The organism is Arthrobacter sp. SLBN-53 (assembly GCF_006715585.1).
In the GTDB taxonomy this organism is placed as follows: Bacteria; Actinomycetota; Actinomycetes; order Mycobacteriales; family Mycobacteriaceae; genus Mycobacterium; species Mycobacterium neoaurum_A.
Genome location: NZ_VFNN01000001.1, coordinates 3,771,429 through 3,797,073 on the forward strand (window position 1 = coordinate 3,771,429; position 25,645 = coordinate 3,797,073).

Below are 25,645 nucleotides of genomic sequence, written 5' to 3' on the forward strand. Positions count from 1 at the left end.
CTTGACGGACGGCGGCAAACGGGCCAGTCTGTTGGGCAGCAATGTATGAGGCAAAGTGCAGGATCCAGTCGCCAGCCAGCGCCGGACGCACCCCATACATGCCGTGGTTGAGGAATGCGCCATGTTCCGCTATTGTTGGACGTTGCGCTGGCTGCATCCTGCCCACCCTTCTGTGCACCTGACATCGTGGACCTAGCCTGAGCCCTGCTCAGTGACCTAGTCGCGTGCCATGGCTCGAAGATTCGGGCTTGAGAGCCAGCCGAACCGATGCAGATATAGCTGGAAGGGTGCATCTTGGCAGTCTCGAGCCAGAGCAAGTCAGATTCCACTAATAGCTCCGTTCCGGGAGCGCCCAATCGTATTTCCTTCGCCAAGCTCCGCGAGCCTCTTGAGGTTCCGGGGCTGCTCGACGTTCAGACCGACTCGTTCGAGTGGCTGGTCGGTTCGGACAAGTGGCGCACCAAGGCAGTCGACCGCGGCGATGTGAACCCCGTTGGCGGTCTGGAAGAGGTCCTTGCCGAACTCTCCCCGATCGAGGACTTCTCCGGCTCCATGTCGCTGAGCTTCTCGGATCCGCGCTTCGACGAGGTCAAGGCCCCGGTCGACGAGTGCAAAGACAAGGACATGACGTACGCGGCCCCGCTGTTCGTCACGGCCGAGTTCATCAACAACAACACCGGCGAGATCAAGAGCCAGACGGTCTTCATGGGTGACTTCCCGATGATGACCGAGAAGGGCACCTTCATCATCAACGGCACCGAGCGTGTCGTGGTGAGCCAGCTGGTCCGTTCGCCGGGTGTGTACTTCGACTCGTCGATCGACAAGGCGACCGAGAAGGACCTGCACAGCGTCAAGGTCATCCCCGGCCGCGGCGCGTGGCTGGAGTTCGACGTCGACAAGCGCGACACCGTCGGTGTGCGCATCGACCGCAAGCGCCGCCAGCCCGTCACCGTGCTGCTCAAGGCGCTCGGCTGGACCAACGAGCAGATCACCGAGCGCTTCGGCTTCTCCGAGATCATGATGAGCACGCTGGAGAAGGACAACACCGCCGGTACCGACGAGGCGCTGCTGGACATCTACCGGAAGCTGCGCCCGGGCGAGCCCCCGACCAAGGAGTCGGCGCAGACCCTGCTGGAGAACCTGTTCTTCAAGGACAAGCGCTACGACCTGGCCCGCGTGGGCCGGTACAAGGTGAACAAGAAGCTCGGCCTCAACGCGGGCCAGCCGATCACCAACTCGACGCTGACCGAAGAGGACGTCGTCGCCACCATCGAGTACCTGGTGCGTCTGCACCAGGGCGACAAGGTGATGACCGCGCCCGGTGGTGTCGAGGTGCCCGTCGAGGTCGACGACATCGACCACTTCGGTAACCGTCGTCTGCGCACCGTCGGCGAGCTGATCCAGAACCAGATCCGGGTCGGCCTGTCGCGTATGGAGCGTGTCGTGCGCGAGCGCATGACCACCCAGGACGTCGAGGCGATCACCCCGCAGACCCTGATCAACATCCGTCCCGTCGTGGCGGCGATCAAGGAGTTCTTCGGGACCAGCCAGCTGTCGCAGTTCATGGACCAGAACAACCCGCTGTCGGGTCTGACCCACAAGCGCCGTCTGTCGGCGCTGGGCCCCGGCGGTCTGTCCCGTGAGCGTGCCGGCCTCGAGGTCCGCGACGTGCACTCCAGCCACTACGGCCGGATGTGCCCGATCGAGACCCCGGAAGGCCCGAACATCGGCCTGATCGGTTCGCTGTCGGTGTACGCCCGGGTCAACCCGTTCGGCTTCATCGAGACGCCGTACCGCAAGGTCACCGACGGTGTGGTCACCGACCAGATCGACTACCTGACCGCCGACGAGGAGGACCGCCACATCGTGGCGCAGGCCAACTCGCCGCTGGACGCCAACGGCCGCTTCGAGGAGGACCGCATCCTGGTCCGCCGTAAGGGCGGCGAGGTCGAGTTCGTCTCCGCCGAAGACGTGGATTACATGGACGTCTCGCCGCGCCAGATGGTGTCGGTCGCGACCGCGATGATCCCGTTCCTCGAGCACGACGATGCCAACCGTGCCCTGATGGGTGCCAACATGCAGCGCCAGGCCGTTCCGCTGGTCCGCAGCGAGGCCCCGCTGGTCGGTACCGGCATGGAATTGCGTGCCGCCATCGACGCCGGTGACGTTGTCGTCGCCGACAAGACCGGTGTCATCGAAGAGGTCTCGGCCGACTACATCACCGTGATGGCCGATGACGGCAGCCGCCAGACCTACCGGATGCGCAAGTTCGCCCGGTCCAACCACGGCACGTGCGCCAACCAGCGCCCGATCGTGGACACCGGACAGCGTGTCGAGGCCGGCCAGGTTCTGGCCGACGGTCCGTGCACCGAGAACGGTGAGATGGCGCTGGGCAAGAACCTGCTCGTCGCCGTCATGCCGTGGGAGGGTCACAACTACGAGGACGCGATCATCCTCTCCAGCCGTCTGGTTGAAGAAGACGTGCTCACCTCGATTCACATCGAAGAGCACGAGATCGATGCCCGCGACACCAAGCTGGGCGCCGAGGAGATCACCCGGGACATCCCGAACGTCTCCGATGAGGTGCTGGCCGATCTCGACGAGCGCGGCATCATCCGCATCGGCGCCGAGGTCCGCGACGGCGACATCCTGGTCGGCAAGGTCACCCCGAAGGGCGAGACCGAGCTGACCCCGGAAGAGCGCCTGCTGCGTGCCATCTTCGGTGAGAAGGCCCGTGAGGTCCGCGACACGTCGCTCAAGGTGCCCCACGGTGAGTCCGGCAAGGTCATCGGTATCCGCGTGTTCTCCCGCGAGGATGACGACGAGCTGCCCGCCGGTGTCAACGAGCTGGTCCGCGTCTACGTGGCCCAGAAGCGCAAGATCTCCGACGGCGACAAGCTCGCCGGACGCCACGGCAACAAGGGCGTCATCGGCAAGATCCTGCCGATCGAGGACATGCCGTTCATGCCCGATGGCACCCCGGTGGACATCATCCTGAACACCCACGGTGTGCCGCGTCGTATGAACATCGGCCAGATCCTGGAAACCCACCTCGGGTGGGTCGCCAAGGCCGGCTGGAACATCGAGGGTTCACCCGAATGGGCGGCGAAGCTGCCCGAGGGGATGCAGTCGGCTCCGGCCGACAGCATCGTGGCCACCCCGGTGTTCGACGGCGCGCAGGAGAAGGAACTCGAAGGCCTGCTCGGCTCGACGCTGCCCAACCGCGACGGTGACGTCATGGTCAACGCGCAGGGCAAGTCCGAGCTGTTCGACGGCCGCAGTGGCGAACCGTTCCCGTACCCGGTGACGGTCGGCTACATGTACATCCTGAAGCTGCACCACCTGGTCGACGACAAGATCCACGCCCGTTCGACCGGTCCGTACTCGATGATCACCCAGCAGCCGCTCGGTGGTAAGGCGCAGTTCGGTGGTCAGCGGTTCGGTGAGATGGAGTGCTGGGCCATGCAGGCCTACGGCGCGGCGTACACGCTGCAGGAGCTCTTGACCATCAAGTCCGACGACACGGTCGGTCGCGTCAAGGTGTACGAGGCAATCGTGAAGGGCGAGAACATCCCCGAGCCGGGCATCCCGGAGTCGTTCAAGGTGCTTCTCAAGGAGCTGCAGTCGCTCTGCCTGAACGTTGAGGTGCTGTCTTCGGACGGCGCGGCGATCGAGATGCGTGACGGAGACGACGAGGACCTGGAGCGCGCCGCTGCCAACCTCGGAATCAACCTGTCGCGCAACGAATCCGCCTCTGTCGAAGATCTGGCCTAATAAGTATTTCTAGTCCCGCAAGGGGAAAGGGAGTTACGTGCTAGACGTCAACTTCTTCGATGAACTCCGCATCGGTCTCGCGACCGCGGACGACATCCGCAACTGGTCCTTCGGCGAGGTCAAGAAGCCGGAGACCATCAACTACCGCACGCTCAAGCCCGAGAAGGACGGCCTGTTCTGCGAGAAGATCTTCGGACCTACTCGCGACTGGGAGTGCTACTGCGGCAAGTACAAGCGCGTGCGCTTCAAGGGCATCATCTGTGAGCGCTGCGGCGTCGAGGTGACCCGCGCCAAGGTGCGCCGTGAGCGGATGGGCCACATCGAGCTGGCCGCACCCGTCACGCACATCTGGTACTTCAAGGGCGTCCCGTCGCGCTTGGGCTACCTGCTGGACCTGGCCCCGAAGGATCTGGAAAAGATCATCTACTTCGCGGCCTACGTCATCGTCGCCGTCGACACCGAGATGCGGCACAACGAGCTCTCCACGCTCGAAGCCGAGATGGTCGTCGAGAAGAAGGCCGTCGAGGATCAGCGCGACGCCGACCTGGAGGCCCGGGCCCAGAAGCTCGAAGCCGACCTGGCCGAGCTGGAGAAGGAAGGCGCCAAGTCCGACGTGCGCCGCAAGGTCCGCGACGGTGGCGAGCGCGAGATGCGCCAGCTGCGCGATCGGGCCCAGCGTGAGCTGGACCGGCTCGACGAGATCTGGACCACCTTCACCAAGCTGGCCGTCAAGCAGCTCATCGTCGACGAGGTGCTCTACCGCGAGCTCGTCGACCGCTACGGCGAGTACTTCACCGGTGCCATGGGTGCCGAGTCGATCAAGAAGCTCATCGAGACCTTCGACATCGACGCCGAGGCCGAGTCGCTGCGCGACACCATCAAGAACGGCAAGGGCCAGAAGAAGCTGCGTGCGCTCAAGCGACTGAAGGTCGTCGCCGCGTTCCAGCAGTCCGGCAACTCGCCCATGGGCATGGTGCTCGACGCCGTTCCGGTGATCCCGCCGGAGCTGCGCCCGATGGTTCAGCTCGACGGTGGCCGCTTCGCGACCTCCGACCTCAACGATCTGTACCGCCGCGTCATCAACCGCAACAACCGGCTCAAGCGACTGATCGACCTCGGTGCGCCCGAGATCATCGTCAACAACGAGAAGCGCATGCTTCAGGAGTCGGTGGACGCGCTGTTCGACAACGGCCGTCGTGGCCGGCCCGTCACCGGGCCGGGCAACCGTCCGCTCAAGTCGCTGTCCGATCTGCTCAAGGGCAAGCAGGGCCGCTTCCGTCAGAACCTGCTCGGTAAGCGCGTCGACTACTCGGGCCGTTCGGTCATCGTCGTGGGTCCGCAGCTCAAGCTGCACCAGTGCGGTCTGCCCAAGCTGATGGCTCTCGAGCTGTTCAAGCCGTTCGTGATGAAGCGTCTGGTCGACCTGAACCACGCGCAGAACATCAAGAGCGCCAAGCGCATGGTGGAGCGTCAGCGTCCCCAGGTGTGGGATGTCCTCGAAGAGGTCATCGCCGAGCACCCGGTGCTGCTGAACCGTGCACCCACCCTGCACCGCCTCGGTATCCAGGCCTTCGAGCCGCAGCTGGTCGAGGGCAAGGCTATCCAGCTGCACCCGCTGGTGTGTGAGGCGTTCAACGCCGACTTCGACGGTGACCAGATGGCCGTGCACCTTCCGCTGTCGGCGGAGGCGCAGGCCGAGGCACGCATCCTGATGCTGTCCTCGAACAACATCCTGTCGCCCGCGTCGGGTCGTCCGCTGGCCATGCCGCGTCTGGACATGGTGACCGGTCTGTTCTTCCTGACCACCGAGATCGACGGTGACAAGGGCGAGTACACCCCGGCCGCCACGGACACCCCGGAGACCGGCGTCTACAGCAGCCCGGCCGAGGCCATCATGGCCATGGACCGCGGTGCGCTGAGCGTGCGCGCCAAGATCAAGGTGCGGCTGACCACCCTGCGTCCGCCGGCCGATATCGAGGCACAGCTGTTCCCCGAGGGCTGGAAGCACGGGGATGCCTGGACCGCGTCGACCACGCTGGGTCGGGTGCTGTTCAACGAGCTGCTGCCCAAGGGCTACCCGTTCGTGAACGCACAGATGTTCAAGAAGGCGCAGGCGTCGATCATCAACGATCTCGCCGAGCGCTACCCGATGATCGTCGTCGCGCAGACCGTCGACAAGCTCAAGGACGCCGGCTTCCACTGGGCGACCCGCTCGGGCGTGACGGTCTCGATGGCCGACGTGCTCGTGCCGCCGCAGAAGACCGAGATCCTGGAGCGCTACGAGAGCGAAGCCGACGCGATCGAGAAGCAGTACCAGCGCGGCAAGCTCAACCATGACGAGCGCAACGGCGAGCTGGTGAAGATCTGGCAGCAGGCCACCGAAGAGGTCGGTAAGGCGCTGGAGGAGTACTACCCCTCGGACAACCCGATCATCACGATCGTGAAGTCCGGCGCCACGGGCAACATCACCCAGACCCGCACGCTCGCGGGCATGAAGGGTCTGGTGACCAACCCGAAGGGTGAGTACATCCCGCGTCCGATCAAGTCCTCGTTCCGCGAGGGCCTGACCGTGCTGGAGTACTTCATCAACACCCACGGTGCCCGTAAGGGTCTGGCCGACACCGCGCTGCGTACCGCCGACTCGGGTTACCTGACCCGTCGTCTGGTGGACGTGAGCCAGGACGTCATCGTGCGCGAGACCGATTGCCAGACCGAGCGCGGCATCAACGTCACGCTGGCCGAGAAGGCAGAGGACGGCACGCTGGTCCGCGATCAGCACATCGAGACGTCGGCATACGCCCGGACGCTGGCCACCGACGCGGTGGACGCTGACGGCAACGTCGTCATCGAGCGTGGACATGACCTGGGCGACCCGGCCATCGACGCGCTGCTGGCCGCCGGCATCACCGAGGTGAAGGTCCGCTCCGTGCTGACCTGCACCACGGGCACCGGCGTCTGCGCCATGTGCTACGGCCGCTCGATGGCCACCGGCAAGCTCGTCGACATCGGCGAGGCCGTCGGTATCGTCGCCGCGCAGTCGATCGGTGAGCCCGGCACGCAGCTGACCATGCGTACCTTCCACCAGGGTGGTGTCACCGGTGGCGCCGACATCGTCGGTGGTCTGCCGCGTGTGCAGGAGCTGTTCGAGGCCCGCGTTCCGCGGAACAAGGCCCCGATCGCCGATGTCACCGGCCGGGTGCAGCTGGAGGAGACCGACAAGTTCTACAAGATCACCATCGTTCCCGACGATGGTGGCGAGGAAGTCGTCTACGACAAGCTGACCCGTCGCCAGCGCCTGAAGGTGTTCAAGCACGACGACGGTTCCGAGCGCCTGCTCTCCGATGGTGACCACGTCGAGGTCGGCCAGCAGCTCATGGAAGGTGCTGCCGATCCGCACGAGGTGCTGCGTGTGCAGGGCCCGCGCGAGGTGCAGATCCACCTGGTCCGCGAGGTCCAGGAGGTCTACCGCGCCCAGGGTGTGTCGATCCACGACAAGCACATCGAGGTCATCGTGCGGCAGATGCTGCGTCGCGTGACGATCATCGATTCCGGCGCAACGGAGTTCCTGCCCGGATCGCTGACCGAGCGCAGCGAATTCGAGTCGGAGAACCGTCGGGTCGTCGCCGAGGGCAACGAGCCCGCGGCCGGCCGTCCGGTGCTGATGGGTATCACGAAGGCATCGCTGGCCACCGATTCGTGGCTGTCGGCGGCGTCGTTCCAGGAGACCACTCGCGTGCTGACCGATGCGGCGATCAACTGCCGCAGCGACAAGCTGATGGGTCTGAAGGAGAACGTGATCATCGGTAAGTTGATCCCGGCCGGTACCGGTATCGCCCGTTACCGCGACATCCAGGTCAACCCGACCGAAGAGGCCCGCGCTGCGGCGTACACGATCCCGTCCTACGAGGATCAGTACTACAGCCCGGACTTCGGCCAGAGCACCGGCGCTGCCGTGCCGCTGGACGATTACGGTTACTCGGACTACCGGTAGTCGACGTCGAGGAAAAGCCCCCGCTTCGGCGGGGGCTTTTTCTATGGCCGCACGATGAGTTCCGGGGGCCGCCGGAGTCGACACACATGTGCCCCAATTACTCAGAGTCCACAACTTCATGCTGTCGCGCGATGGTTTCGGCGCGGGCCTCAACCAGTGCTTCGAGCGGCCGTTCGGCGATGCCGATCAGCCTGCGCTCTTTGCCTGGGTGGGTGCGACGGCCAGCTGGGTGGGCCGCCGTGAGCCGGGCGGTACCCGCGGCCTCGACGACTACTTCACCCGGGACTACTACAACAACATCGGCGCGGAGATCATGGGCCGCAACAAGTTCAGTCCCTACCGCGGCCCATGGGAGGACCACCCCGAGTGGCAGGGCTGGTGGGGTGCGGAGCCGCCGTTCCACACGCCGGTGTTCGTCATGACCCACCACGCGCGGCCGTCGCTGACGTTGGGGGAGACGACGTTTCATTTCGTCTCCGACAGCCCGGCGCGCGTCGCGGAGCAGGCCAAGGCAGCCGCCGGCGGCAAGGATGTCCGGCTCGGCGGGGGTGCGACGACGGTCCGGGAATTCCTTGACGCCGGCCTGGTCGACACGCTGCATGTGGCGGTCGCCGACGTGGAGATCGGTGCGGGGTCGCGGCTGTGGGAGTCGCCGGACGAACTCGATGACCGATTCCACCACGAGGTCGTGCCCAGCCCGAGTGGGGTCACCCATCACCTGTTCTGGCGGAGATGACGGCTGTGCGTCGCGTCGGTGCGCGCGCCTAGACTGGCCGCGTGCTCATCGGATCTCATGTGAACCCCGACGACCCGCTGGCCGCGGCTGCCGCAGAGAACGCCGACGTGGTGCAGTTCTTCCTCGGCAACCCGCAGAGCTGGAAGAAACCCAAGCCCCGCGAGGACGCCGGAACGCTCAAGGCCGCGGCCGTCCCGCTCTACGTGCACGCGCCGTACCTGATCAACGTGGCATCGGCGAACAACCGGGTGCGCATCCCGTCCCGCAAGATCTTGCAGGACACCTGCGACGCCGCCGCCGAGATCAACGCGACGGCGGTGATCGTGCACGGCGGGCACGCCGACGACAACGATATGGAAGCCGGGTTCGAGCGCTGGGCCAAGGCGCTGGACTACCTGGAGACCGACGTCCCGGTGTACCTGGAGAACACCGCGGGCGGCGACCACGCGATGGCGCGGCATTTCGACACCATCGGCCGGCTGTGGGAGCGCATCGGCGACAAGGGGATCGGGTTCTGCCTGGACACCTGCCACGCGTGGGCGGCCGGCGAGGCCCTCATCGACGCGGTCGACCGGATCAAGGCCATCACCGGGCGCATCGATCTGGTGCACTGCAACGACTCGCGGGACGCGGCGGGCTCCGGCGCCGACCGGCACGCCAACTTCGGCACCGGCCAGATCGATCCCGACCTGCTGGTGGCCGTCGTCAAGGCCGCCGGTGCCCCGGTGATCTGCGAGACGTCCGAGGACGGCCGCAAGGACGACATCGCCTTCCTGCGCGACAACATCTGACACCACACCGCAACCTCGAAGCAAACGGTAGGTGGCCAACAGGTGAACTAGGCTTCCGTAACGTGGCCACGATCGACGAGGAACAGTCGATCGTTTCGCCATCCGGAAGTCCCGACCGCCGAGCCCAGCGCCTGCGTTACCTGCGTTACGCCGCGATCGCGACCTGGGCGGGCGTCGTCGTCTATCGCACGGTGACCGACGGTTTCGCCTTCAACCGCGAGCTACTGCTGGTCTATATCGGCACCGGCCTGATGGCGGCCAGCATCGGCCAGGGGCGCGCGATGTTCTATGTCATCCGTGACTGGCTGCCGTTCGCATTGCTGCTGATCGCCTACGACCTGAGCCGCGGCGCGGCCGATCTGGTCGGCAGACCGACGCTGTGGCACTGGCAGGCCGATGCCGACCGATGGCTGTTCTTCGGGACCATGCCGACGGTGTGGCTGCAGGAGCGGCTCAAACTGCCCGAGCCGCCGCTGTGGGAAGTGCTGATCAGCTCGGTGTACATGTCCTTTTTCATCCTTCCGTATGTCATCGCCGGTGTGCTCTGGCTGCGCAACCGCGATGAGTGGAAGAGCTTCGTCAAACTGTTCGTGGGTCTGAACTTCGCCGGTCTGCTCATCTACGCGCTGGTGCCCGCGGCACCGCCGTGGGCGGCGGCGCGGTGCACCGCCGCCGATGTGGCCGGGGGGCCGTCGGGACCGCAGTGCATGTTCGGCACCGCGCGCGGCGTGCCCGACGGCGGCGTGCTCGGCGCGATGGGCACCAGCACGGAGGGTGCCAACGAGTGGATCGAGCGCATCGTCGCCAGGGGCTGGCGGGCGCTGGATCTGCATACCGCCACCGCTCTGCTCGACCAGGGCCAGGCCAGCGTCAATCTGGTCGCGGCCATCCCGTCGTTGCATGCCGGCATGTCCGCCGCTCTGGCCGCCTTCCTGTGGACGCGGCTGAGCAGGCGCTGGCGGCCGGTCCTGATCGCCTACCCGCTGGTGATGGCGTTCACGTTGGTCTACACCGCCGAGCACTATGTCATCGACGTCCTGCTCGGCTGGGGTCTGGCCGCGGTGGTGTTCTACGGCCTGTGGTTGCACGAATCGCGCCGAGCTGCGGCGATCACGGCCGGCTGACCGGACCTCAGATGCCGGCCGCGGCGATGACCATGTCGGCCAGCACGGCCAGATCGGCCTGCGCGCGCTCGTCGTCGGGGGCGCAGGCGTATTGCATCGTCAGGCCGTCGACGCCGGCCAAGATGAGGCGGGCCAGCTGGTCGTAGCCGACGGCGCTGTTCTCACCGGCGTTGGTGGCCGCACTCCGGCACCACTGCGCGATGGCGTCGGCGTAGCGCTGGTACTCCCACTGCGCCAGGTGCTCAAGGCCCGGCTGCCGCAGTGCGTAGTTGACCAGTTCGAACTGCATCAGCTGGGAGTCGACCTGCCCGACGACCAGCTCGGACCAGAAGACCGTCAGACCCTGCCGGACGGCATGGGCCAGACCCCGGTCGACGTCGACGCTGGCGGTCAGGACGGTCGAGATCTCCTCGATGACGTCCTCGATGACGGCCCGCAGCAGCAGTTCCTTGCTCGGGAACACGTATTGCAATGTGCCGAGCGGCACTTCGGCTTCGGCGGCGACGGCGCGCAGCGCGGTGGCCGCGACACCCTGACGCGACATGACGGCGCGGGCCGCGGCCACGAACTGCTTACTGCGGATGGACGCCTCGACGTAGGGCATGGCTAGGTGAGGTAGATCTTGCGCAGGGTCTCGGTGACCGTCCAGGTCGTCTGCGCGCCCGCCGCGAGGCGCCCGACGTCGCCGGCCCGCAGCTCCATGGTGGGGGAGCCGTCGGCGAAGTCGACGGTGGCCGCACCGCTGAGCACGACGAAGATCTCGTCGGCCTCGACATCGGTCATGGTGCCGACGGACATCTCCCAGACACCTATCTCCAGGCCGCCGAACCGGGTCAGTGTCGACGCCGCGGTGCTCGGATCGCCCGCGACCGACTGGCCGGTGGGCACCGGCTCGTGGTCGAGGGCGAGGTCGGCGGCGTGGACGACGGTGTTGGGTTGCACCGCACGAGTATGCACCTGTTACGTATCTTGTGCAGTTGTCGAAAAAATGTAACAGTGGTCCGATGGCCACCCATGTCGTCACCAATCAGGTTCCGCCGCTGCGCGACCACAACCCCGCCTCATCGCCGGTGCTGATGGAGGCGCTCGTCCGCGAGGGCGGCGGGTGGGGCGCCGATGAGATCACCGCGCTCGGCGCGCTCGGCGGATCGGACACGGCCCAACGCTGGGGCGAGCTCGCCGACCGGCACCGCCCCGTTCTGCACACCCACGACCGGTACGGATATCGCGTCGACGAGGTCGAATACGACCCGGCCTACCACGAGCTGATGAACGTCGCGGTGGGCCACGGTCTGCACGCCGCGCCGTGGGCCGACGACCGCGCGGGATCCCATGTGGTGCGCGCGGCCAAAACCTCGGTGTGGACACCCGAGCCCGGGCATATCTGTCCGATCTCGATGACCTACGCCGTCGTCCCCGCGCTGCGGTTCAACCCCGAGCTGGCCGCCATCTACGAACCCCTGCTGACCAGCCGCGTCTACGACCCCGAGCTCGCCGTGCCGACCACGAAAGCCGGTATCACCGCGGGCATGTCGATGACCGAGAAGCAGGGCGGCTCCGATGTCCGGGCGGGCACCACCGAGGCGACCCCGAACGGCGACGGCACCTACTCGCTCCGCGGACACAAGTGGTTCACCTCGGCCCCGATGAGCGATGTGTTCCTGGTGCTCGCCCAGACCGCGCAGGGCGTCAGTTGTTTCTTCCTGCCCCGCGTGCTGCCCGACGGCACTCGCAACCGGATGTTCCTGCAACGGCTGAAGGACAAGCTCGGCAACCATGCCAACGCCTCCAGTGAGGTCGAGTACGACGGCGCGACGGCCTGGCTGGTCGGCGAGGAGGGCCGTGGGGTCAAGACCATCATCGAGATGGTCAACCTGACCCGGCTGGATTGCACCCTGGGCAGCGCCACCAGCATGCGCGCCGGCCTGGCCCGCGCCGTGCACCATGCGCAGTACCGAAAGGCATTCGGCGCCTATCTGATCGACCAACCCCAGATGCGCAATGTGCTGGCCGATCTCGCCATCGAGGCCGAGGCCGCCACCATGTTGGCCATGCGGATGGCCGGTGCCACCGACGCCGCGGTGCGCGGTGACGAACGGGAGTCGCTGTTGCGGCGCATCGGGCTGGCCGCCGCGAAATATTGGGTATGTAAGCGCGCCACCCCGCACGCGGCCGAGGCCATGGAGTGCCTCGGCGGCAACGGCTACGTCGAGGACTCCGGCATGCCGCGGCTCTACCGGGAGGCCCCGCTGATGGGCATCTGGGAAGGCTCGGGAAATGTCAGCGCGCTGGATACGTTGCGCGCCATGGCAACCCGCCCCGTTTGTGTCGACGTGCTGTTCGAGGAACTGGCGCTGGCCTCAGACCCCCGCCTGGACGCCCATGTGGCAGGGCTGAAGAACGCCCTCGGCGATTTCACCGATATCGAGCACCGGGCCCGCAAGATCACCGAGGACATCGCGCTGGCCCTGCAGGGCGCGCTGCTGGTGCGTCACGGCCATCCGGCCGTCGCCGAGGCCTTCCTGACCAGCCGCCTCGGCGGACAATGGGGCGGGGCGTTCGGCACCCTGCCGACCGGATTGGATCTGGCACCGGTGATCGAGCGCGCGATGGTCAAGGGATGAGCGTCGACGCACTGTCCTCCATGCCCTTGAAAACGATGACCTACGAGGTGACCGATCGCATCGCCCGGATCACCTTCAACCGCCCCGACAAGGGAAATGCCATCGTCGCCGACACCCCGGTGGAGTTGGCGGCCTGCGTCGAGCGCGCCGACCTCGACCCGAACGTGCACGTGATCCTGGTTTCCGGTGCCGGCGAGGGGTTCTGCGCGGGATTCGACCTGGGCGCCTACGCCGACGGATCATCGTCGCCGGGCAACGACTACCGCGGCACGGTGCTGGACGGGAAGACCCAGGCCGTCAACCACCTACCCGACCGGCCCTGGGATCCGATGATCGACTATCAGATGATGAGCCGGTTCGTCCGTGGTTTCGCCAGCCTGATGCACTGCGACAAACCGACCGTCGTCAAGATCCACGGCTACTGCGTGGCCGGCGGCACCGATATCGCGTTGCATGCCGATCAGGTCATCGCGGCATCGGATGCCAAGATCGGCTACCCACCGATGCGGGTGTGGGGTGTCCCGGCGGCCGGACTGTGGGCGCACCGCCTCGGCGACCAGCGCGCGAAAAGGCTGTTGTTCACCGGGGATTGCATCACCGGGGCGCAGGCCGCCGAATGGGGCCTGGCCGTGGAGGCGCCCGCGCGCGAGGATCTCGACGAGCGGACCGAACGACTCGTCGCGCGCATCGCGGCCATGCCGGTCAACCAGCTCATCATGGCCAAGCTGGCCTGCAACACCGCACTACTACAGCAAGGTGTCGCCACCAGCAGGATGGTCAGCACCGTCTTCGACGGTATCGCCAGGCACACCCCGGAGGGGCATGCCTTCGTCGCCGACGCCGTCGAGCACGGATTCCGCGAGGCGGTCCGCCACCGTGACGAGCCGCGCGGCGACCACGGTCGCCGGGCCTCCGGAGTCTGATGCGGCTGACCGCGCGTTCGGTGGTGCTCAGCGTGCTGCTCGGCGCGCACCCGGCGTGGGCATCAGCGGCCGAGTTGATCACGCTGACCTCCGATTTCGGCATCCGTGAGTCGACGTTGCGGGTGGCACTGACCCGGATGGTCGGTGCCGGGGACCTGGTGCGCTCGGCCGACGGGTATCGGCTCTCGGACCGGCTGCTGGCCCGGCAGCGCCGGCAGGACGCGGCGATCGATCCGCAGGAACGCGACTGGGACGGGGTGTGGACGACGCTGGTGATCACCCGCGTCGGCGCCGATGCCCGCAGCCGGGCCGAACTGCGGAACACGCTGGCGCAGAATCGATTCGGGGAGCTGCGCGACGGTGTGTGGCTGCGGCCGGACAATCTGCAGGTGGCGGTGCCCGCCGATGTGCTGGCGCGCACGAGGGTGCTGCACAGCCGCGACGACGATCCCGCCGGGCTGGTGGCGCAACTGTGGGATCTGGATGGCTGGGCGGCCCACGGTGCCCGCCTGCTCGACGAGATCGAGAGCGCGGAGGACGTTCCCACGCGATTCGTCGCTGCGGCGGCGATCGTGCGCCAGCTGCTGACCGATCCGGTGCTGCCCGTCGAACTGTTGCCGGCGGGCTGGCCGGGGGAGCGGCTTCGCCGCGCCTACCGGACCTTCGCGGCCGAGTTGGTCGCGCGACGTGACGAGAAAGTGGAGGCGATATGAGCGCGCAGGCAGGTTCGGTACGGGTGGAGCGCAACGGACCGGTCACGACGGTGATCATGAACAGACCCGCCGCGCGCAATGCCGTCGACGGGCCGACCGCCGCCGAACTGTATGCGGCCTTCGAGGAGTTCGACGCCGATCCGGACGCCGCGGTGGCGGTGCTCTGTGGTGACAACGGAACATTTTGTGCCGGAGCCGATCTCAAGGCGATGGGCACCCCGCGCAGCAACCGGGTACGCCCCGACGGGCCAGGGCCGATGGGCCCGACGCGAATGGTGCTGTCCAAGCCGGTGATCGCGGCGGTCAGCGGATATGCCGTGGCGGGCGGTCTGGAACTGGCGCTGTGGTGTGACCTGCGGGTGGTCGAGGACGATGCCGTGTTCGGGGTGTTCTGCCGGCGGTGGGGGGTCCCGCTCATCGACGGCGGCACGGTGCGGTTGCCCCGACTGATCGGGCACAGTCGGGCGATGGACCTGATCCTGACCGGACGCGCGGTCGACGCCGACGAGGCACTGCAGATCGGGTTGGCCAACCGGGTGGTGCCTTCTGGTCAGGCGCGCACGGCGGCCGAGGAGTTGGCGGCTCAACTCGCCGCGCTGCCGCAGGGCTGCATGCGCGCCGACCGGCTCTCGGCGCTGCACCAGTGGGGCGAAACCGAAGACGAGGCAATGGCTTTCGAGTTCGACAGCCTGCAGAAGTCGTCGGCCGAACTGCTGGCCGGTGCGAAACGGTTCGCCGACGGCGCGGGCCGGCATGGCGCGCAGAGCTGAGTTGTCGATCTAGCCCTTGTCGATCTAACCCTTGTCGACCTTGTTGCCGCTGCCCAGATCCTCGATCTTGGGGTCCCCGGCGAGGTAGACGACGGTGTTGTCCAGACCCACCACGCTGATCTTGGTCTCCACGTTGTCCAGGGTGATCTTGTTGTCCGCACCGCCCACGTTGACGCTTGAGCACGTCCCCTTGACGGTCAGCACGTTGTTGGATCCACCGATGTTCAGCGCCTTGCCCTCGGCGCAGTCGATATCGGCGGTGGTGCCCACCGACCCGTAGTTGATGGTGTTGCCGATCTGGACCTGTGCACCCGAGGTGCCCGCCGTGACCGACGCTCGGCCCGATTCGTCGCCGGACCCGCAGGCGGTCAATCCCAGTGCGAGCAGAACCACCGCCGATATCCCGACGACCTGAGTGCGCATGCTTCCTCGATTCTCTTTCTGGTGTGCGGCTAGCCGAGCGGCACGTTGATGATCGGTCGCGGCGCTCCGGCTCCGGGCCCGTCGAAATGCCACCACTCACCGTCGTACACCGACAATCCGCCGGCGGCCATGGCCGCGCGCAGGACGGCCCGGTTCTGCTGTGCGGCCGGGCTCACCCCGTCGGCGGCATAGGCCAGCGCATCGGGGGTGAAGGAATCGAAATCGGTGCCCATATCGGTCAGGCCCGTCGCGCCGTAGGTTGTGACATCCACCGAGCGGCCGGATTCGTGGCTCTTGGAATAGTCGCCGGGGCGGGCCACCCATGCCGGATTCGAGACCACCTCGAACATCCGGACCTGCACGTCATGCGGTCGGTAGCAGTCCCAGAACACCAGCCGCAGGCCCTGCGCGCGCAGTTGCGCGGCGGCGACGGCCAACCCCTGTGCCAGCGACTCGTGCACCAGGCAGCGGGCCCCCGGCGGGTACAGCGGTGTGCCAACGAAGTTGTTCGCGGTGGCGTACCGCAGATCGATCAGGGCATCGGGTACCGCGGCGCGGACATCGATGAACCCGACGGCGCGGGCCGCCGCCGACACCGGGGGAGCCGGTTGCGCGCCGGCCACCGGCGAGAGATCGGGATTCACAGCGAGGCCACCTATTCCGCACAGCAGGGCGAACAGGGTGAGGAGTCGGCGCACGAGTCAGGCAGGCGCCCAGTTGATCCGGTTGGTCATCCCCAGCTCGCGGCCGCGGTCGATCAGTGCGGGGGCGCCGTTGTGGTAGATGACGGTCTGGTCGTACCCGTAGACGGTGATGTCGTTGACGACATTGTCGGCGACGACGATGTTCGACGAACCCTGCAGCGTCACCGCCCAGCAGCTGCCCTTGGCGTAGATGGTGTTGCCGGTGCCGTTGACCAGCAACGTGGCGTTGTTGCAGTCCAGCGTCTGGGTGATGCCCTGACCGGTGATGTGGGTGTCACCGTTCTTGGCCTCGGCCGCCGGGGCGCCGGCCAGCGCCATGGCTGCGGCAAGGACACCCGCGGTCGCGGACCGGCTTCGGACTGAGAGGCTCGCCATGGGTCAACAGCGTACGGTGCCGCGCCGCGGTCGTGGCAGGTCTGACGTAATCGCCGTCGGTTCGTGTGACCGAGCTGAATCCGGGCCCGGTGAACTAGAGTCATTCGTCAGCCTCGCTAAAGATGTAGCCGGGGATGGGTGGGACTTCGGAAGGGGTAGCGATGGCAACGCGGGCGACCAAACTGAGCCGCGACGCCATCGTCAGCGCCGCGCTGGCGTTCCTGGACCGTGAGGGCTGGGACGCGCTGACCATCAACGCGCTGGCAACCCAACTCGGTACCAAGGGCCCGTCGCTGTACAACCACGTGCAAAGCCTGGAGGACCTGCGTCGAACAGTGCGTATGCATGTGATTCAGGACATCATCGGCATGTTGCGCGCGGTCGGCGAGGGACGCACCCGCGATGACGCGGTGGTCACCATGGCCAGCGCCTACCGCAGTTACGCCCACCACCATCCTGGCCGCTATTCGGCGTTCACCAGGATGCCGCTCGGCGGTGACGATCCGGAGTACACCGCGGCGGCCAGGGAGGCCGCCGGACCGGTGCTCGCCGCGCTGGCGTCCTACGGACTGGCCGGCGATAACGCGTTCTATGCGGCCCTGGAGTTCTGGTCTGCCCTGCACGGTTTCGTCCTGCTGGAGATGACCGGGGTGATGGACGATATCGACACCGATGCGGTCTTCACCGACATGGTTCTGCGGCTGGCGGCAGGCATGCAACAGCGGGAGCCACAGCCGGGGCTCCGGTAGGCTCGAAGTTGGGTGCTGTGACGGGCGTAGCGTCTGACCTGCGATAAGGCCGTTACGCACGGGTTTGGTTCGGCGCGCCCACCCCTGGTATCGTGGGACCTCGTGCCTGGCGGTCAGGGGGCACATGTGTTCACTTCGTGGACCGTATCCCCTGCAGGTCGGGCGAATTCGTGTGTCTTCGTACGTCTGTCGGATGCATCGGGGCGAAAGCCGTGGTGCAGGCGCGTGCGACACGCCCGAACGCGGGGGACGCGATCGGGTGAAAACTGCAGTACAGAGACTTAGAAGTTCGAATAGCAACACAGAAAGCCGGTACATGCCAACCATCAACCAGCTGGTCCGCAAGGGTCGCCGCGACAAGGTCGCCAAGGTCAAGACCGCGGCCCTCAAGGGCAGTCCGCAGCGTCGCGGCGTGTGCACTCGCGTGTACACCACCACCCCGAAGAAGCCGAACTCGGCGCTTCGCAAGGTCGCTCGCGTACGCCTGACCAGCGCGGTCGAGGTCACGGCCTACATCCCCGGTGAGGGTCACAACCTGCAGGAGCACTCCATGGTGCTGGTGCGCGGCGGTCGTGTGAAGGACCTCCCGGGTGTGCGCTACAAGATCATCCGCGGCTCGCTGGACACCCAGGGTGTCAAGAACCGCAAGCAAGCACGCAGCCGTTACGGCGCCAAGAAGGAGAAGAGCTGATGCCGCGCAAGGGCCCCGCGCCGAAGCGTCCGTTGGTCAACGACCCCGTCTACGGGTCGCAGCTGGTCACCCAGCTGGTCAACAAGGTGCTGCTGGACGGTAAGAAGTCGCTCGCCGAGCGCATCGTCTACGGCGCTCTCGAGCAGGCTCGGGACAAGACCGGCACCGATCCCGTCGTCACCCTCAAGCGTGCGCTCGACAACGTCAAGCCCGCCCTCGAGGTGCGCAGCCGCCGTGTCGGTGGCGCCACCTACCAGGTGCCCGTCGAGGTTCGCCCGGACCGTTCCACCACGCTGGCGCTGCGCTGGCTGGTGAGCTTCTCCAAGGCTCGTCGCGAAAAGACCATGGTCGAGCGCCTCGCCAACGAGATCCTGGACGCGAGCAACGGCCTCGGCGCCGCGGTCAAGCGTCGCGAGGACACGCACAAGATGGCCGAAGCAAACCGGGCCTTCGCGCACTACCGCTGGTGATCTTGTCCCCGCGCAGCGCACTGCGCGGGTCAACACCGGATAGCAATCAAGCAAGCGAAAGAGTGGGAATTTAGCCGTGGCACAGGACGTGTTGACCGACCTCACGAAGGTCCGCAACATCGGCATCATGGCGCACATCGACGCCGGCAAGACGACGACGACCGAGCGCATCCTCTTCTACACCGGTGTCAACTACAAGATCGGCGAGACGCACGACGGTGCGTCGACCACCGACTGGATGGAGCAGGAGCAGGAGCGGGGTATCACCATCACCTCCGCGGCCGTCACATGCTTCTGGAACAACAACCAGATCAACATCATCGACACCCCGGGACACGTCGACTTCACCGTCGAGGTGGAGCGCTCGCTGCGCGTGCTCGACGGTGCCGTTGCCGTCTTCGACGGCAAAGAGGGTGTGGAGCCGCAGTCCGAGCAGGTGTGGCGCCAGGCCGACAAGTACGACGTTCCCCGCATCTGTTTCGTCAACAAGATGGACAAGCTGGGCGCGGACTTCTACTTCACCGTGCAGACCATCAAGGACCGCCTCGGCGCCAAGCCGCTGGTCATCCAGCTGCCGATCGGTGCCGAGAATGACTTCGAGGGCATCATCGACCTGGTCGAGATGAACGCCAAGGTGTGGCGTGGCGAGACCAAGATGGGCGAGAGCTACGAGACCGTCGAGATTCCCGCCGACCTGGCCGAGAAGGCCGAGCAGTACCGCAACGAACTGCTCGAGACCGTCGCCGAGACCGACGACGCGTTGATGGAGAAGTTCTTCGGTGGCGAGGAACTGACCATCGACGAGGTCAAGGGCGCGATCCGCAAGCTGACCGTCAATAGCGAGATCTACCCGGTGCTGTGTGGCAGCGCGTTCAAGAACAAGGGCGTGCAGCCCATGCTTGACGCCGTCATCGACTACCTGCCCTCGCCGCTGGACGTCGAATCCGTGCAGGGCCACGTGCCCAACAAGGAAGACGAGATCATCAGCCGCAAGCCGTCGGTTGACGAGCCGTTCTCCGCGCTGGCGTTCAAGATCGCGGTCCATCCGTTCTTCGGCAAGCTGACCTACGTCCGGGTGTACTCGGGCAAGGTCGAGTCCGGCGCCCAGGTGATCAACTCCACCAAGGGCAAGAAGGAACGGCTCGGCAAGCTCTTCCAGATGCACGCGAACAAGGAGAACCCGGTCGAACGGGCTTCCGCGGGCCACATCTACGCCGTGATCGGACTCAAGGACACCACCACCGGTGACACCCTGTGCGATCCGAACGACCAGGTCGTTCTGGAGTCGATGACGTTCCCGGATCCGGTCATCGAGGTCGCCATCGAGCCCAAGACCAAGAGCGACCAGGAGAAGCTGGGTACGGCCATCCAGAAGCTGGCCGAAGAGGATCCCACCTTCAAGGTGCACCTGGACCAGGACACCGGCCAGACCGTCATCGGCGGCATGGGCGAGCTGCACCTGGACATCCTGGTGGACCGCATGCGTCGCGAGTTCAAGGTCGAGGCCAACGTCGGCAAGCCGCAGGTGGCCTACCGCGAGACGATCAAGCGTCCGGTCCAGAACGTCGAGTACACCCACAAGAAGCAGACGGGTGGCTCGGGCCAGTTCGCCAAGGTCATCATCAGCCTGGAGCCCTTCGAGGGCGAGGACGGCGCGACCTACGAGTTCGAGAACAAGGTCACCGGTGGCCGCATCCCGCGCGAGTACATCCCATCGGTGGATGCCGGTGCGCAGGACGCCATGCAGTACGGCGTGCTCGCCGGTTACCCGCTGGTGAACGTGAAGGTCACGCTGCTCGACGGCGCGTACCACGACGTCGACTCGTCGGAAATGGCCTTCAAGGTGGCCGGTTCCCAGGCGCTGAAGAAGGCTGCCGGACAGGCTCAGCCGGTCATCCTGGAACCGATCATGGCCGTCGAGGTCACCACGCCCGAGGATTACATGGGCGACGTGATCGGCGATTTGAACTCCCGCCGTGGTCAGATCCAGGCCATGGAGGAGCGCAGCGGTGCGCGCGTCGTCAAGGCGCAGGTGCCGCTGTCGGAGATGTTCGGCTACGTCGGCGACCTCCGGTCGAAGACCCAGGGCCGGGCTAACTACTCCATGGTGTTCGACTCGTACGCTGAAGTTCCGGCGAACGTGTCGAAGGAGATCATCGCGAAGGCGACGGGCGAGTAATCTCTCCCGCCGGCTTGGCACGGCGTTTTCACAACTGAACACACACACAACTGCTTTGTAAGAGCACCAACAAGTCCAGGAGGACACAGAAGTGGCGAAGGCGAAGTTCGAGCGGACGAAGCCGCACGTCAACATCGGGACCATCGGTCACGTTGACCACGGCAAGACCACACTGACCGCAGCAATCACCAAGGTGCTGCACGACCAGTACCCCGATTTGAACGAGTCGCGCGCATTCGACCAGATCGACAATGCGCCCGAGGAGCGTCAGCGCGGTATCACGATCAACATCTCCCACGTGGAGTACCAGACCGAGAAGCGTCACTACGCGCACGTCGACGCCCCCGGTCACGCTGACTACATCAAGAACATGATCACCGGTGCCGCGCAGATGGACGGCGCCATCCTGGTGGTCGCCGCCACCGACGGCCCGATGCCCCAGACGCGCGAGCACGTGCTGCTCGCCCGCCAGGTCGGCGTGCCCTACATCCTGGTCGCGCTGAACAAGTCCGACATGGTCGACGACGAAGAGCTGCTCGAGCTCGTCGAGATGGAGGTCCGCGAACTGCTGGCCGCCCAGGACTTCGACGAGGAGGCCCCCGTGGTCCGCGTCTCGGCGCTCAAGGCGCTCGAGGGCGACGAGAAGTGGGTCAAGTCGGTCCAGGAGCTCATGGCTGCTGTCGACGAGTCGATCCCGGATCCGGTCCGCGAGACCGAGAAGCCGTTCCTCATGCCCGTCGAGGACGTCTTCACCATCACCGGTCGTGGCACCGTGGTGACCGGTCGCGTCGAGCGTGGCGTGATCAACGTCAACGAGGAAGTCGAGATCGTCGGCATCCGCCCGGAGACCACCAAGACCACCGTCACCGGTGTCGAGATGTTCCGCAAGCTGCTCGATCAGGGCCAGGCCGGTGACAACGTCGGTCTGCTGGTTCGTGGCATCAAGCGCGAGGACGTCGAGCGCGGCCAGGTTGTCGTCAAGCCCGGCACCACCACCCCGCACACCGAGTTCGAGGGCAGCGTCTACATCCTGTCCAAGGACGAGGGTGGCCGCCACACGCCGTTCTTCAACAACTACCGTCCGCAGTTCTACTTCCGTACCACGGACGTGACCGGCGTGGTGACCCTCGCCGAGGGCACCGAGATGGTGATGCCCGGTGACAACACCGACATCTCCGTCAAGCTGATCCAGCCGGTCGCCATGGACGAGGGCCTGCGGTTCGCCATCCGTGAGGGTGGACGCACCGTCGGCGCCGGCCGTGTCACCAAGATCATCAAGTAGTTCCAGCTAGTACAGAGCGGCGCTCACCCGAAAGGGTGAGCGCCGCTTTGCTTTTCGTGTTGTCTGGAAAGACGGTGGGGCGCGCCTAGAGGTCCTCGATGCTGAGGATCCCGTCCTGCACCGCGCGCGCGATGAGCGCCGCCTTGGTGGGTGCGGGCCGTCCGACCGCGGCGTACTTCGCCCGGGCGCGCTGCAGATGCGTTCGTACCGTGGACGGTTCGATGAACAGTCGCTTGGCGACGAACTCCTTGTTCTCGGTCTGGAACCAGGCGATCAGCACTTCGCGTTCGCGGGTGCTCAGGCCGGGTCGTCCCACGGTCCGGTCGTTGAACAGAGCCTTGGCCATCCGCGGCCCCACATAGGGGGAGTTGGCCCGTGCGGCGTAGATCGCGTCGAAGAGGTGCTGCTTGTCCTCACCCTTGGCCAGGAAGGTGCTGGCCCCGGCGTCGAGGCTGGTCAGGATGACTTCGTCGGTGGCCATATGCGAGTAGACGATCACCCGATGCCCGGCCTCGCAGACCTCGCGCAGCGTGTCGAACTCCGGCTGGAAACGGTCGTACTGCAGGTCGAACAGCACGACTTCGATGTCCTGACCACCCTCGGGGTAGTCGGTCAGGAATGTCTTCGGATGGGAGTATTCGGCGACAAGTTCGATCGGCGGATCCATTTCGGCAAACCATGCCCGCACCCCGGCGTGGATCACGTCATGGTCGTCGATCAACACCACTGACACGGCGTCTGTCATGCTCCCCGCCCCGCGACTTACCGTCTCCATCATGTATTTCACCCAAGAATCAGCGTTCCAGCAAGTGGTCCGCACCCCGTCCCCGTAGGAGGACTGTACTACTCGAGCGGGCTCTTTGTTGCCCAAGATGAAGTTATGGCTAACTGAATTGTCGCGTGGGTAGATATCCCGACGTCAGGCGATGTCGACGCGCACGTCGTCGGTGGCGACCGCATTGCGGTTACCGTCATGAAGCCGGTGGTGGACGCTGACCCAGATCGTGTCGTCGATCTCGGTGACCTCGACCCGCGGTGAGTCGGGGCCACCGGGACGCGATGTGACATCGGCGCCGGTGCTGTCGCAGATGATGCTCGCGACGATCTCATCGGGTGCCGCCACCAGCCCCACCCTGGCGTGCCGGGCGGCCGTCGCCAGCGTGGTCGCCACCGGTTCCAACAGCCGGCGGCGTTCCTCGGCGCCGAGCTCGGGTAGCTCGTGATCGGTGTTCAGCGATACCACCACCCCGCGCTGGTCGGCGGCTTCGATGGCGGGGCGCAGTTCGGAGACGAGCGGATTGCCGGTGGTGCGGGCCTGGTAGATGTAGAGCCGGAGCCGGCGTGACTCGATGCGCGCGCGCCACCGGATATCGGCGTCGATGGTGCCGGTGCTGAGCGTCTGCAGCAGCGGAAAGACGCCCTGGACCAGCTCCGAATTACGCCGGATGTGGTCCTCGTGCAGCGCTTCGGCGATGCGCCGCTGAGCATCCTGAGTCCAGCGTTCCCGGCTCTCCTGCACGGCGGTGGCGTGGGCGCGACGCATCCACGCCGGGAATGCCAGCACCAGCAGCTGCACGACGAAAACCCCGGCGGTGTGCAGGGCGAGGTTGAATGCCGCTGCCATGCCGGGATGCTGGACGTAGTTCAGGATTCCGGTGGTCAGCCAGAACAGCACCATCACCGATACCGAGATCTGCCACGGTCTGCGCAGCAGGTAGGGCAGGACGCACAGCGTGGTCGCCGACAGGGTCCACTGGATGGGGCTGCCGAGCTGATCGTCGGGCAGCAGCAGGGACTGGGCGCCGACCACCACCGCCATGGTGGCGATGGCGGGGATCGTCAGATCGGGCCCGCGGCCGAGCACCGTGGGTAGTGCGCCGAGGGCCACCAGGACCGCGATCGCGCCGAGGACGAGGTGCACACCCGGATCCGGGGTGTGCAATGCGGTGTTCGGGACGGCCACCGCGAGCTGTAGCACGGCGATCGCGACGATCGCGATGCCGAATCGGACCAGGATGCGTTCGGTCAGCTGATCGACATCCGCGGGTAGCGGGTGGTCGGCGGGTGTGCGCGTGCGATCCCAGGTGAGCGTGATGACGGTGCCGTCGCCGGGTGCCGAGCGCACCGAGGCATTACCCCCTGCGCGACGCATCCGGCCGACGATCGACTCGGCCACCCCATGGCCCAGGCTGGTGCGCATCGTGTCGAAACCGATGCCGTCATCGGTGACCGTGATACGCGACGGTGTGATGTCGATGGTGATTCGTGTTGCCCGCGCGTGCCGTTCGGCGTTGTTCAGTGACTCGCGCACCACTGCGACGACGGCATGAGCGGCTCTGCCCGCCAGCACCAGTCCGGGCACCCCGGTGATTTCCACCGGGGTGCTGACATGTCCTATCTCGGCCCGCAACGCCGCGACGATGTCCATCTCGGCATGCGGCGGAGTGCCCGGGTTGTCCTGCGCCAGCAGCGCCAGATCGCGTTGTGCCTGAGCGGCAATCCGGTCGGGGGATATCTTGGCGCCCTCGCCGACGAGGTGCAGGGTGGAGGCGGCGGTGTCGTGCACGAGCGCCATGTGCTCGAGTTCGTTGTCGCGCATCGCGGCGGTCAGGGCATCGCGCAGGGCCGCTTCGTTGTTGTCGCTACGCACCTGATCGACTCGGCGGGCAACGGAGCGCGCGGTCAGCACCAGTGCCGTGGTGGCCATCCACTGGATGGGCAGCACATAGTAGATCGTCGGAAGGTAGAGAACGCGGTCCCAGCCGATCACCTGCGCGCACCCTGCGGCGTAGGCCGCCGTGATGGCCAGTGCCGCAGGCAGACTCCATTTCGGCGGAGCGGCGAGGGCCGCGCAGATGACCCCGGTGCCGGCGATCACCTGCGGGACGGAGTTGGTGTAGAGCAACTGCGGGTCGAAGCCGAACACCGGGACGGTGGCCGAGACGGCCAGCACGTACCCGAAGTCGATGGACATGTGCAGCGGTGCCGTGGAGCGGGTCAGCAACCGGTAGATCGCCCACCACACCAGCAGGGCAAGCCCGATGACACCGACCGAGTTCTCCGGGGTGCCGGGCAACAGTAATGCGCTTCCGCAGGCGACCAGGGTGGCGCAGTTGAGCAGGATGACCGCGATTTCCTGTGCGCCGTTGACGACCTGCCGCTCGGACACGTCGGCCCCGAGGTCGTGGCCACTCCTGGGCACAGGCATGTTCTTACCAAACATTCGCGTCTAGGTCAGCCAGATGGCGGACATCGGCACATGTTAAGGGCATTCGCATGGCCTGTCCTGCGCAGCGGACATCGACGCGTGGCCGTCCCCGCTAGTC

At 66.2% G+C, this 25,645-nt stretch carries 21 protein-coding genes; 14 read left to right on the forward strand and 7 right to left on the reverse strand.

Annotated features, from left to right (window positions below; genetic code table 11):
• Positions 1 to 294 precede the first annotated feature (294 nt).
• The 5 genes from rpoB (at position 295) to FBY28_RS18155 (ending at position 10,416) form a co-directional block, all read left to right on the forward strand.
• Positions 295 to 3,774, forward strand: a complete 3,480-nt coding sequence (rpoB, locus tag FBY28_RS18135; protein ID WP_216847792.1) for a DNA-directed RNA polymerase subunit beta — start codon at positions 295 to 297, stop codon at positions 3,772 to 3,774.
• Positions 3,775 to 3,811: 37 nt separating this feature from the next.
• Entirely contained in the window at positions 3,812 to 7,765 is a 3,954-nt protein-coding gene (locus FBY28_RS18140) for a DNA-directed RNA polymerase subunit beta' (protein WP_141868781.1), read from the forward strand.
• 118 nt (positions 7,766 to 7,883) lie between these two features.
• Positions 7,884 to 8,501 (forward strand): dihydrofolate reductase family protein, encoded by a 618-nt coding sequence (locus FBY28_RS18145; protein WP_216847793.1) that lies wholly within the window; start codon positions 7,884 to 7,886, stop codon positions 8,499 to 8,501.
• Between the two features lie 41 nt (positions 8,502 to 8,542).
• Positions 8,543 to 9,292: a deoxyribonuclease IV gene (locus tag FBY28_RS18150; protein WP_141868783.1), complete on the forward strand. Its 750-nt coding sequence runs from the start codon at positions 8,543 to 8,545 to the stop codon at positions 9,290 to 9,292.
• 62 nt (positions 9,293 to 9,354) lie between these two features.
• Entirely contained in the window at positions 9,355 to 10,416 is a 1,062-nt protein-coding gene (locus FBY28_RS18155; protein WP_141868784.1) for a phosphatase PAP2 family protein, read from the forward strand.
• Between the two features lie 7 nt (positions 10,417 to 10,423).
• On the opposite strand, the gene FBY28_RS18160 is transcribed toward FBY28_RS18155, so the two are convergent.
• On the reverse strand, positions 10,424 to 11,020 hold the full coding sequence (locus FBY28_RS18160) for a TetR/AcrR family transcriptional regulator (protein WP_141868785.1): 597 nt from the start codon (positions 11,018 to 11,020) through the stop codon (positions 10,424 to 10,426).
• 2 nt (positions 11,021 to 11,022) lie between these two features.
• Positions 11,023 to 11,358, reverse strand: a complete 336-nt coding sequence (locus FBY28_RS18165) for a cupin domain-containing protein (protein ID WP_216847794.1) — start codon at positions 11,356 to 11,358, stop codon at positions 11,023 to 11,025.
• 62 nt (positions 11,359 to 11,420) lie between these two features.
• Here FBY28_RS18165 and FBY28_RS18170 point away from each other — a divergent pair, with 62 nt between their 5' ends.
• The 4 genes from FBY28_RS18170 to FBY28_RS18185 are packed head-to-tail and all read left to right on the forward strand — an operon-like array spanning position 11,421 to position 15,446.
• Positions 11,421 to 13,040: an acyl-CoA dehydrogenase family protein gene (locus FBY28_RS18170; RefSeq protein WP_141868787.1), complete on the forward strand. Its 1,620-nt coding sequence runs from the start codon at positions 11,421 to 11,423 to the stop codon at positions 13,038 to 13,040.
• A complete protein-coding gene (locus tag FBY28_RS18175; protein WP_141868788.1) occupies positions 13,037 to 13,963 on the forward strand; it encodes a crotonase/enoyl-CoA hydratase family protein in 927 nt (308 codons plus the stop codon). Before FBY28_RS18170 ends, FBY28_RS18175 begins: the two co-directional genes overlap by 4 nt.
• Positions 13,963 to 14,676 carry a PaaX family transcriptional regulator C-terminal domain-containing protein gene (locus FBY28_RS18180; protein ID WP_141868789.1) on the forward strand — a complete coding sequence of 238 codons (714 nt, stop codon included), beginning with the start codon at positions 13,963 to 13,965 and terminating at the stop codon, positions 14,674 to 14,676. The genes FBY28_RS18175 and FBY28_RS18180 overlap by 1 nt, the downstream gene beginning before the upstream one ends.
• The gene (locus FBY28_RS18185) at positions 14,673 to 15,446 is read left to right on the forward strand and encodes a crotonase/enoyl-CoA hydratase family protein (RefSeq protein ID WP_141868790.1); all 774 of its coding nucleotides are present in this window, start codon (positions 14,673 to 14,675) and stop codon (positions 15,444 to 15,446) included. The genes FBY28_RS18180 and FBY28_RS18185 overlap by 4 nt, the downstream gene beginning before the upstream one ends.
• Before the next feature lie 24 nt (positions 15,447 to 15,470).
• Here the strand turns inward: FBY28_RS18185 and FBY28_RS18190 are convergent, their stop codons facing one another.
• Genes FBY28_RS18190 through FBY28_RS18200 form a run of 3 tightly spaced genes read right to left on the reverse strand, consistent with a single transcriptional unit; the run spans position 15,471 to position 16,948 of the window.
• Positions 15,471 to 15,869 (reverse strand): DUF3060 domain-containing protein, encoded by a 399-nt coding sequence (locus FBY28_RS18190; RefSeq protein WP_141868791.1) that lies wholly within the window; start codon positions 15,867 to 15,869, stop codon positions 15,471 to 15,473.
• Between the two features lie 29 nt (positions 15,870 to 15,898).
• Entirely contained in the window at positions 15,899 to 16,513 is a 615-nt protein-coding gene (locus FBY28_RS18195; RefSeq protein WP_216847796.1) for a M15 family metallopeptidase, read from the reverse strand.
• Between the two features lie 57 nt (positions 16,514 to 16,570).
• Complete coding sequence (locus FBY28_RS18200; RefSeq protein WP_030134435.1) at positions 16,571 to 16,948, reverse strand: DUF3060 domain-containing protein; 378 nt, start codon at positions 16,946 to 16,948, stop codon at positions 16,571 to 16,573.
• A gap of 161 nt (positions 16,949 to 17,109) precedes the next feature.
• Here FBY28_RS18200 and FBY28_RS18205 point away from each other — a divergent pair, with 161 nt between their 5' ends.
• The 5 genes from FBY28_RS18205 to tuf all read left to right on the forward strand — a co-directional run bounded on the left by FBY28_RS18205 (position 17,110) and on the right by tuf (position 22,319).
• The gene (locus tag FBY28_RS18205) at positions 17,110 to 17,697 is read left to right on the forward strand and encodes a TetR/AcrR family transcriptional regulator (protein ID WP_030134436.1); all 588 of its coding nucleotides are present in this window, start codon (positions 17,110 to 17,112) and stop codon (positions 17,695 to 17,697) included.
• 316 nt (positions 17,698 to 18,013) lie between these two features.
• A complete protein-coding gene (gene rpsL / locus FBY28_RS18210; RefSeq protein ID WP_019514018.1) occupies positions 18,014 to 18,388 on the forward strand; it encodes a 30S ribosomal protein S12 in 375 nt (124 codons plus the stop codon).
• Positions 18,388 to 18,858 (forward strand): 30S ribosomal protein S7, encoded by a 471-nt coding sequence (gene rpsG, locus FBY28_RS18215; RefSeq protein WP_018601866.1) that lies wholly within the window; start codon positions 18,388 to 18,390, stop codon positions 18,856 to 18,858. The genes rpsL and rpsG overlap by 1 nt, the downstream gene beginning before the upstream one ends.
• A gap of 76 nt (positions 18,859 to 18,934) precedes the next feature.
• The gene (gene fusA, locus FBY28_RS18220) at positions 18,935 to 21,037 is read left to right on the forward strand and encodes an elongation factor G (RefSeq protein WP_141868793.1); all 2,103 of its coding nucleotides are present in this window, start codon (positions 18,935 to 18,937) and stop codon (positions 21,035 to 21,037) included.
• Between the two features lie 91 nt (positions 21,038 to 21,128).
• On the forward strand, positions 21,129 to 22,319 hold the full coding sequence (gene tuf, locus FBY28_RS18225) for an elongation factor Tu (protein WP_019514020.1): 1,191 nt from the start codon (positions 21,129 to 21,131) through the stop codon (positions 22,317 to 22,319).
• 85 nt (positions 22,320 to 22,404) lie between these two features.
• Here tuf and FBY28_RS18230 read toward each other — a convergent pair whose 3' ends face one another.
• Both FBY28_RS18230 and FBY28_RS18235 read right to left on the reverse strand, forming a co-directional pair.
• Entirely contained in the window at positions 22,405 to 23,064 is a 660-nt protein-coding gene (locus tag FBY28_RS18230) for a response regulator transcription factor (protein WP_141868794.1), read from the reverse strand.
• 174 nt (positions 23,065 to 23,238) lie between these two features.
• Positions 23,239 to 25,527: a sensor histidine kinase gene (locus tag FBY28_RS18235; protein WP_160145505.1), complete on the reverse strand. Its 2,289-nt coding sequence runs from the start codon at positions 25,525 to 25,527 to the stop codon at positions 23,239 to 23,241.
• Positions 25,528 to 25,645: the final 118 nt, after the last annotated feature.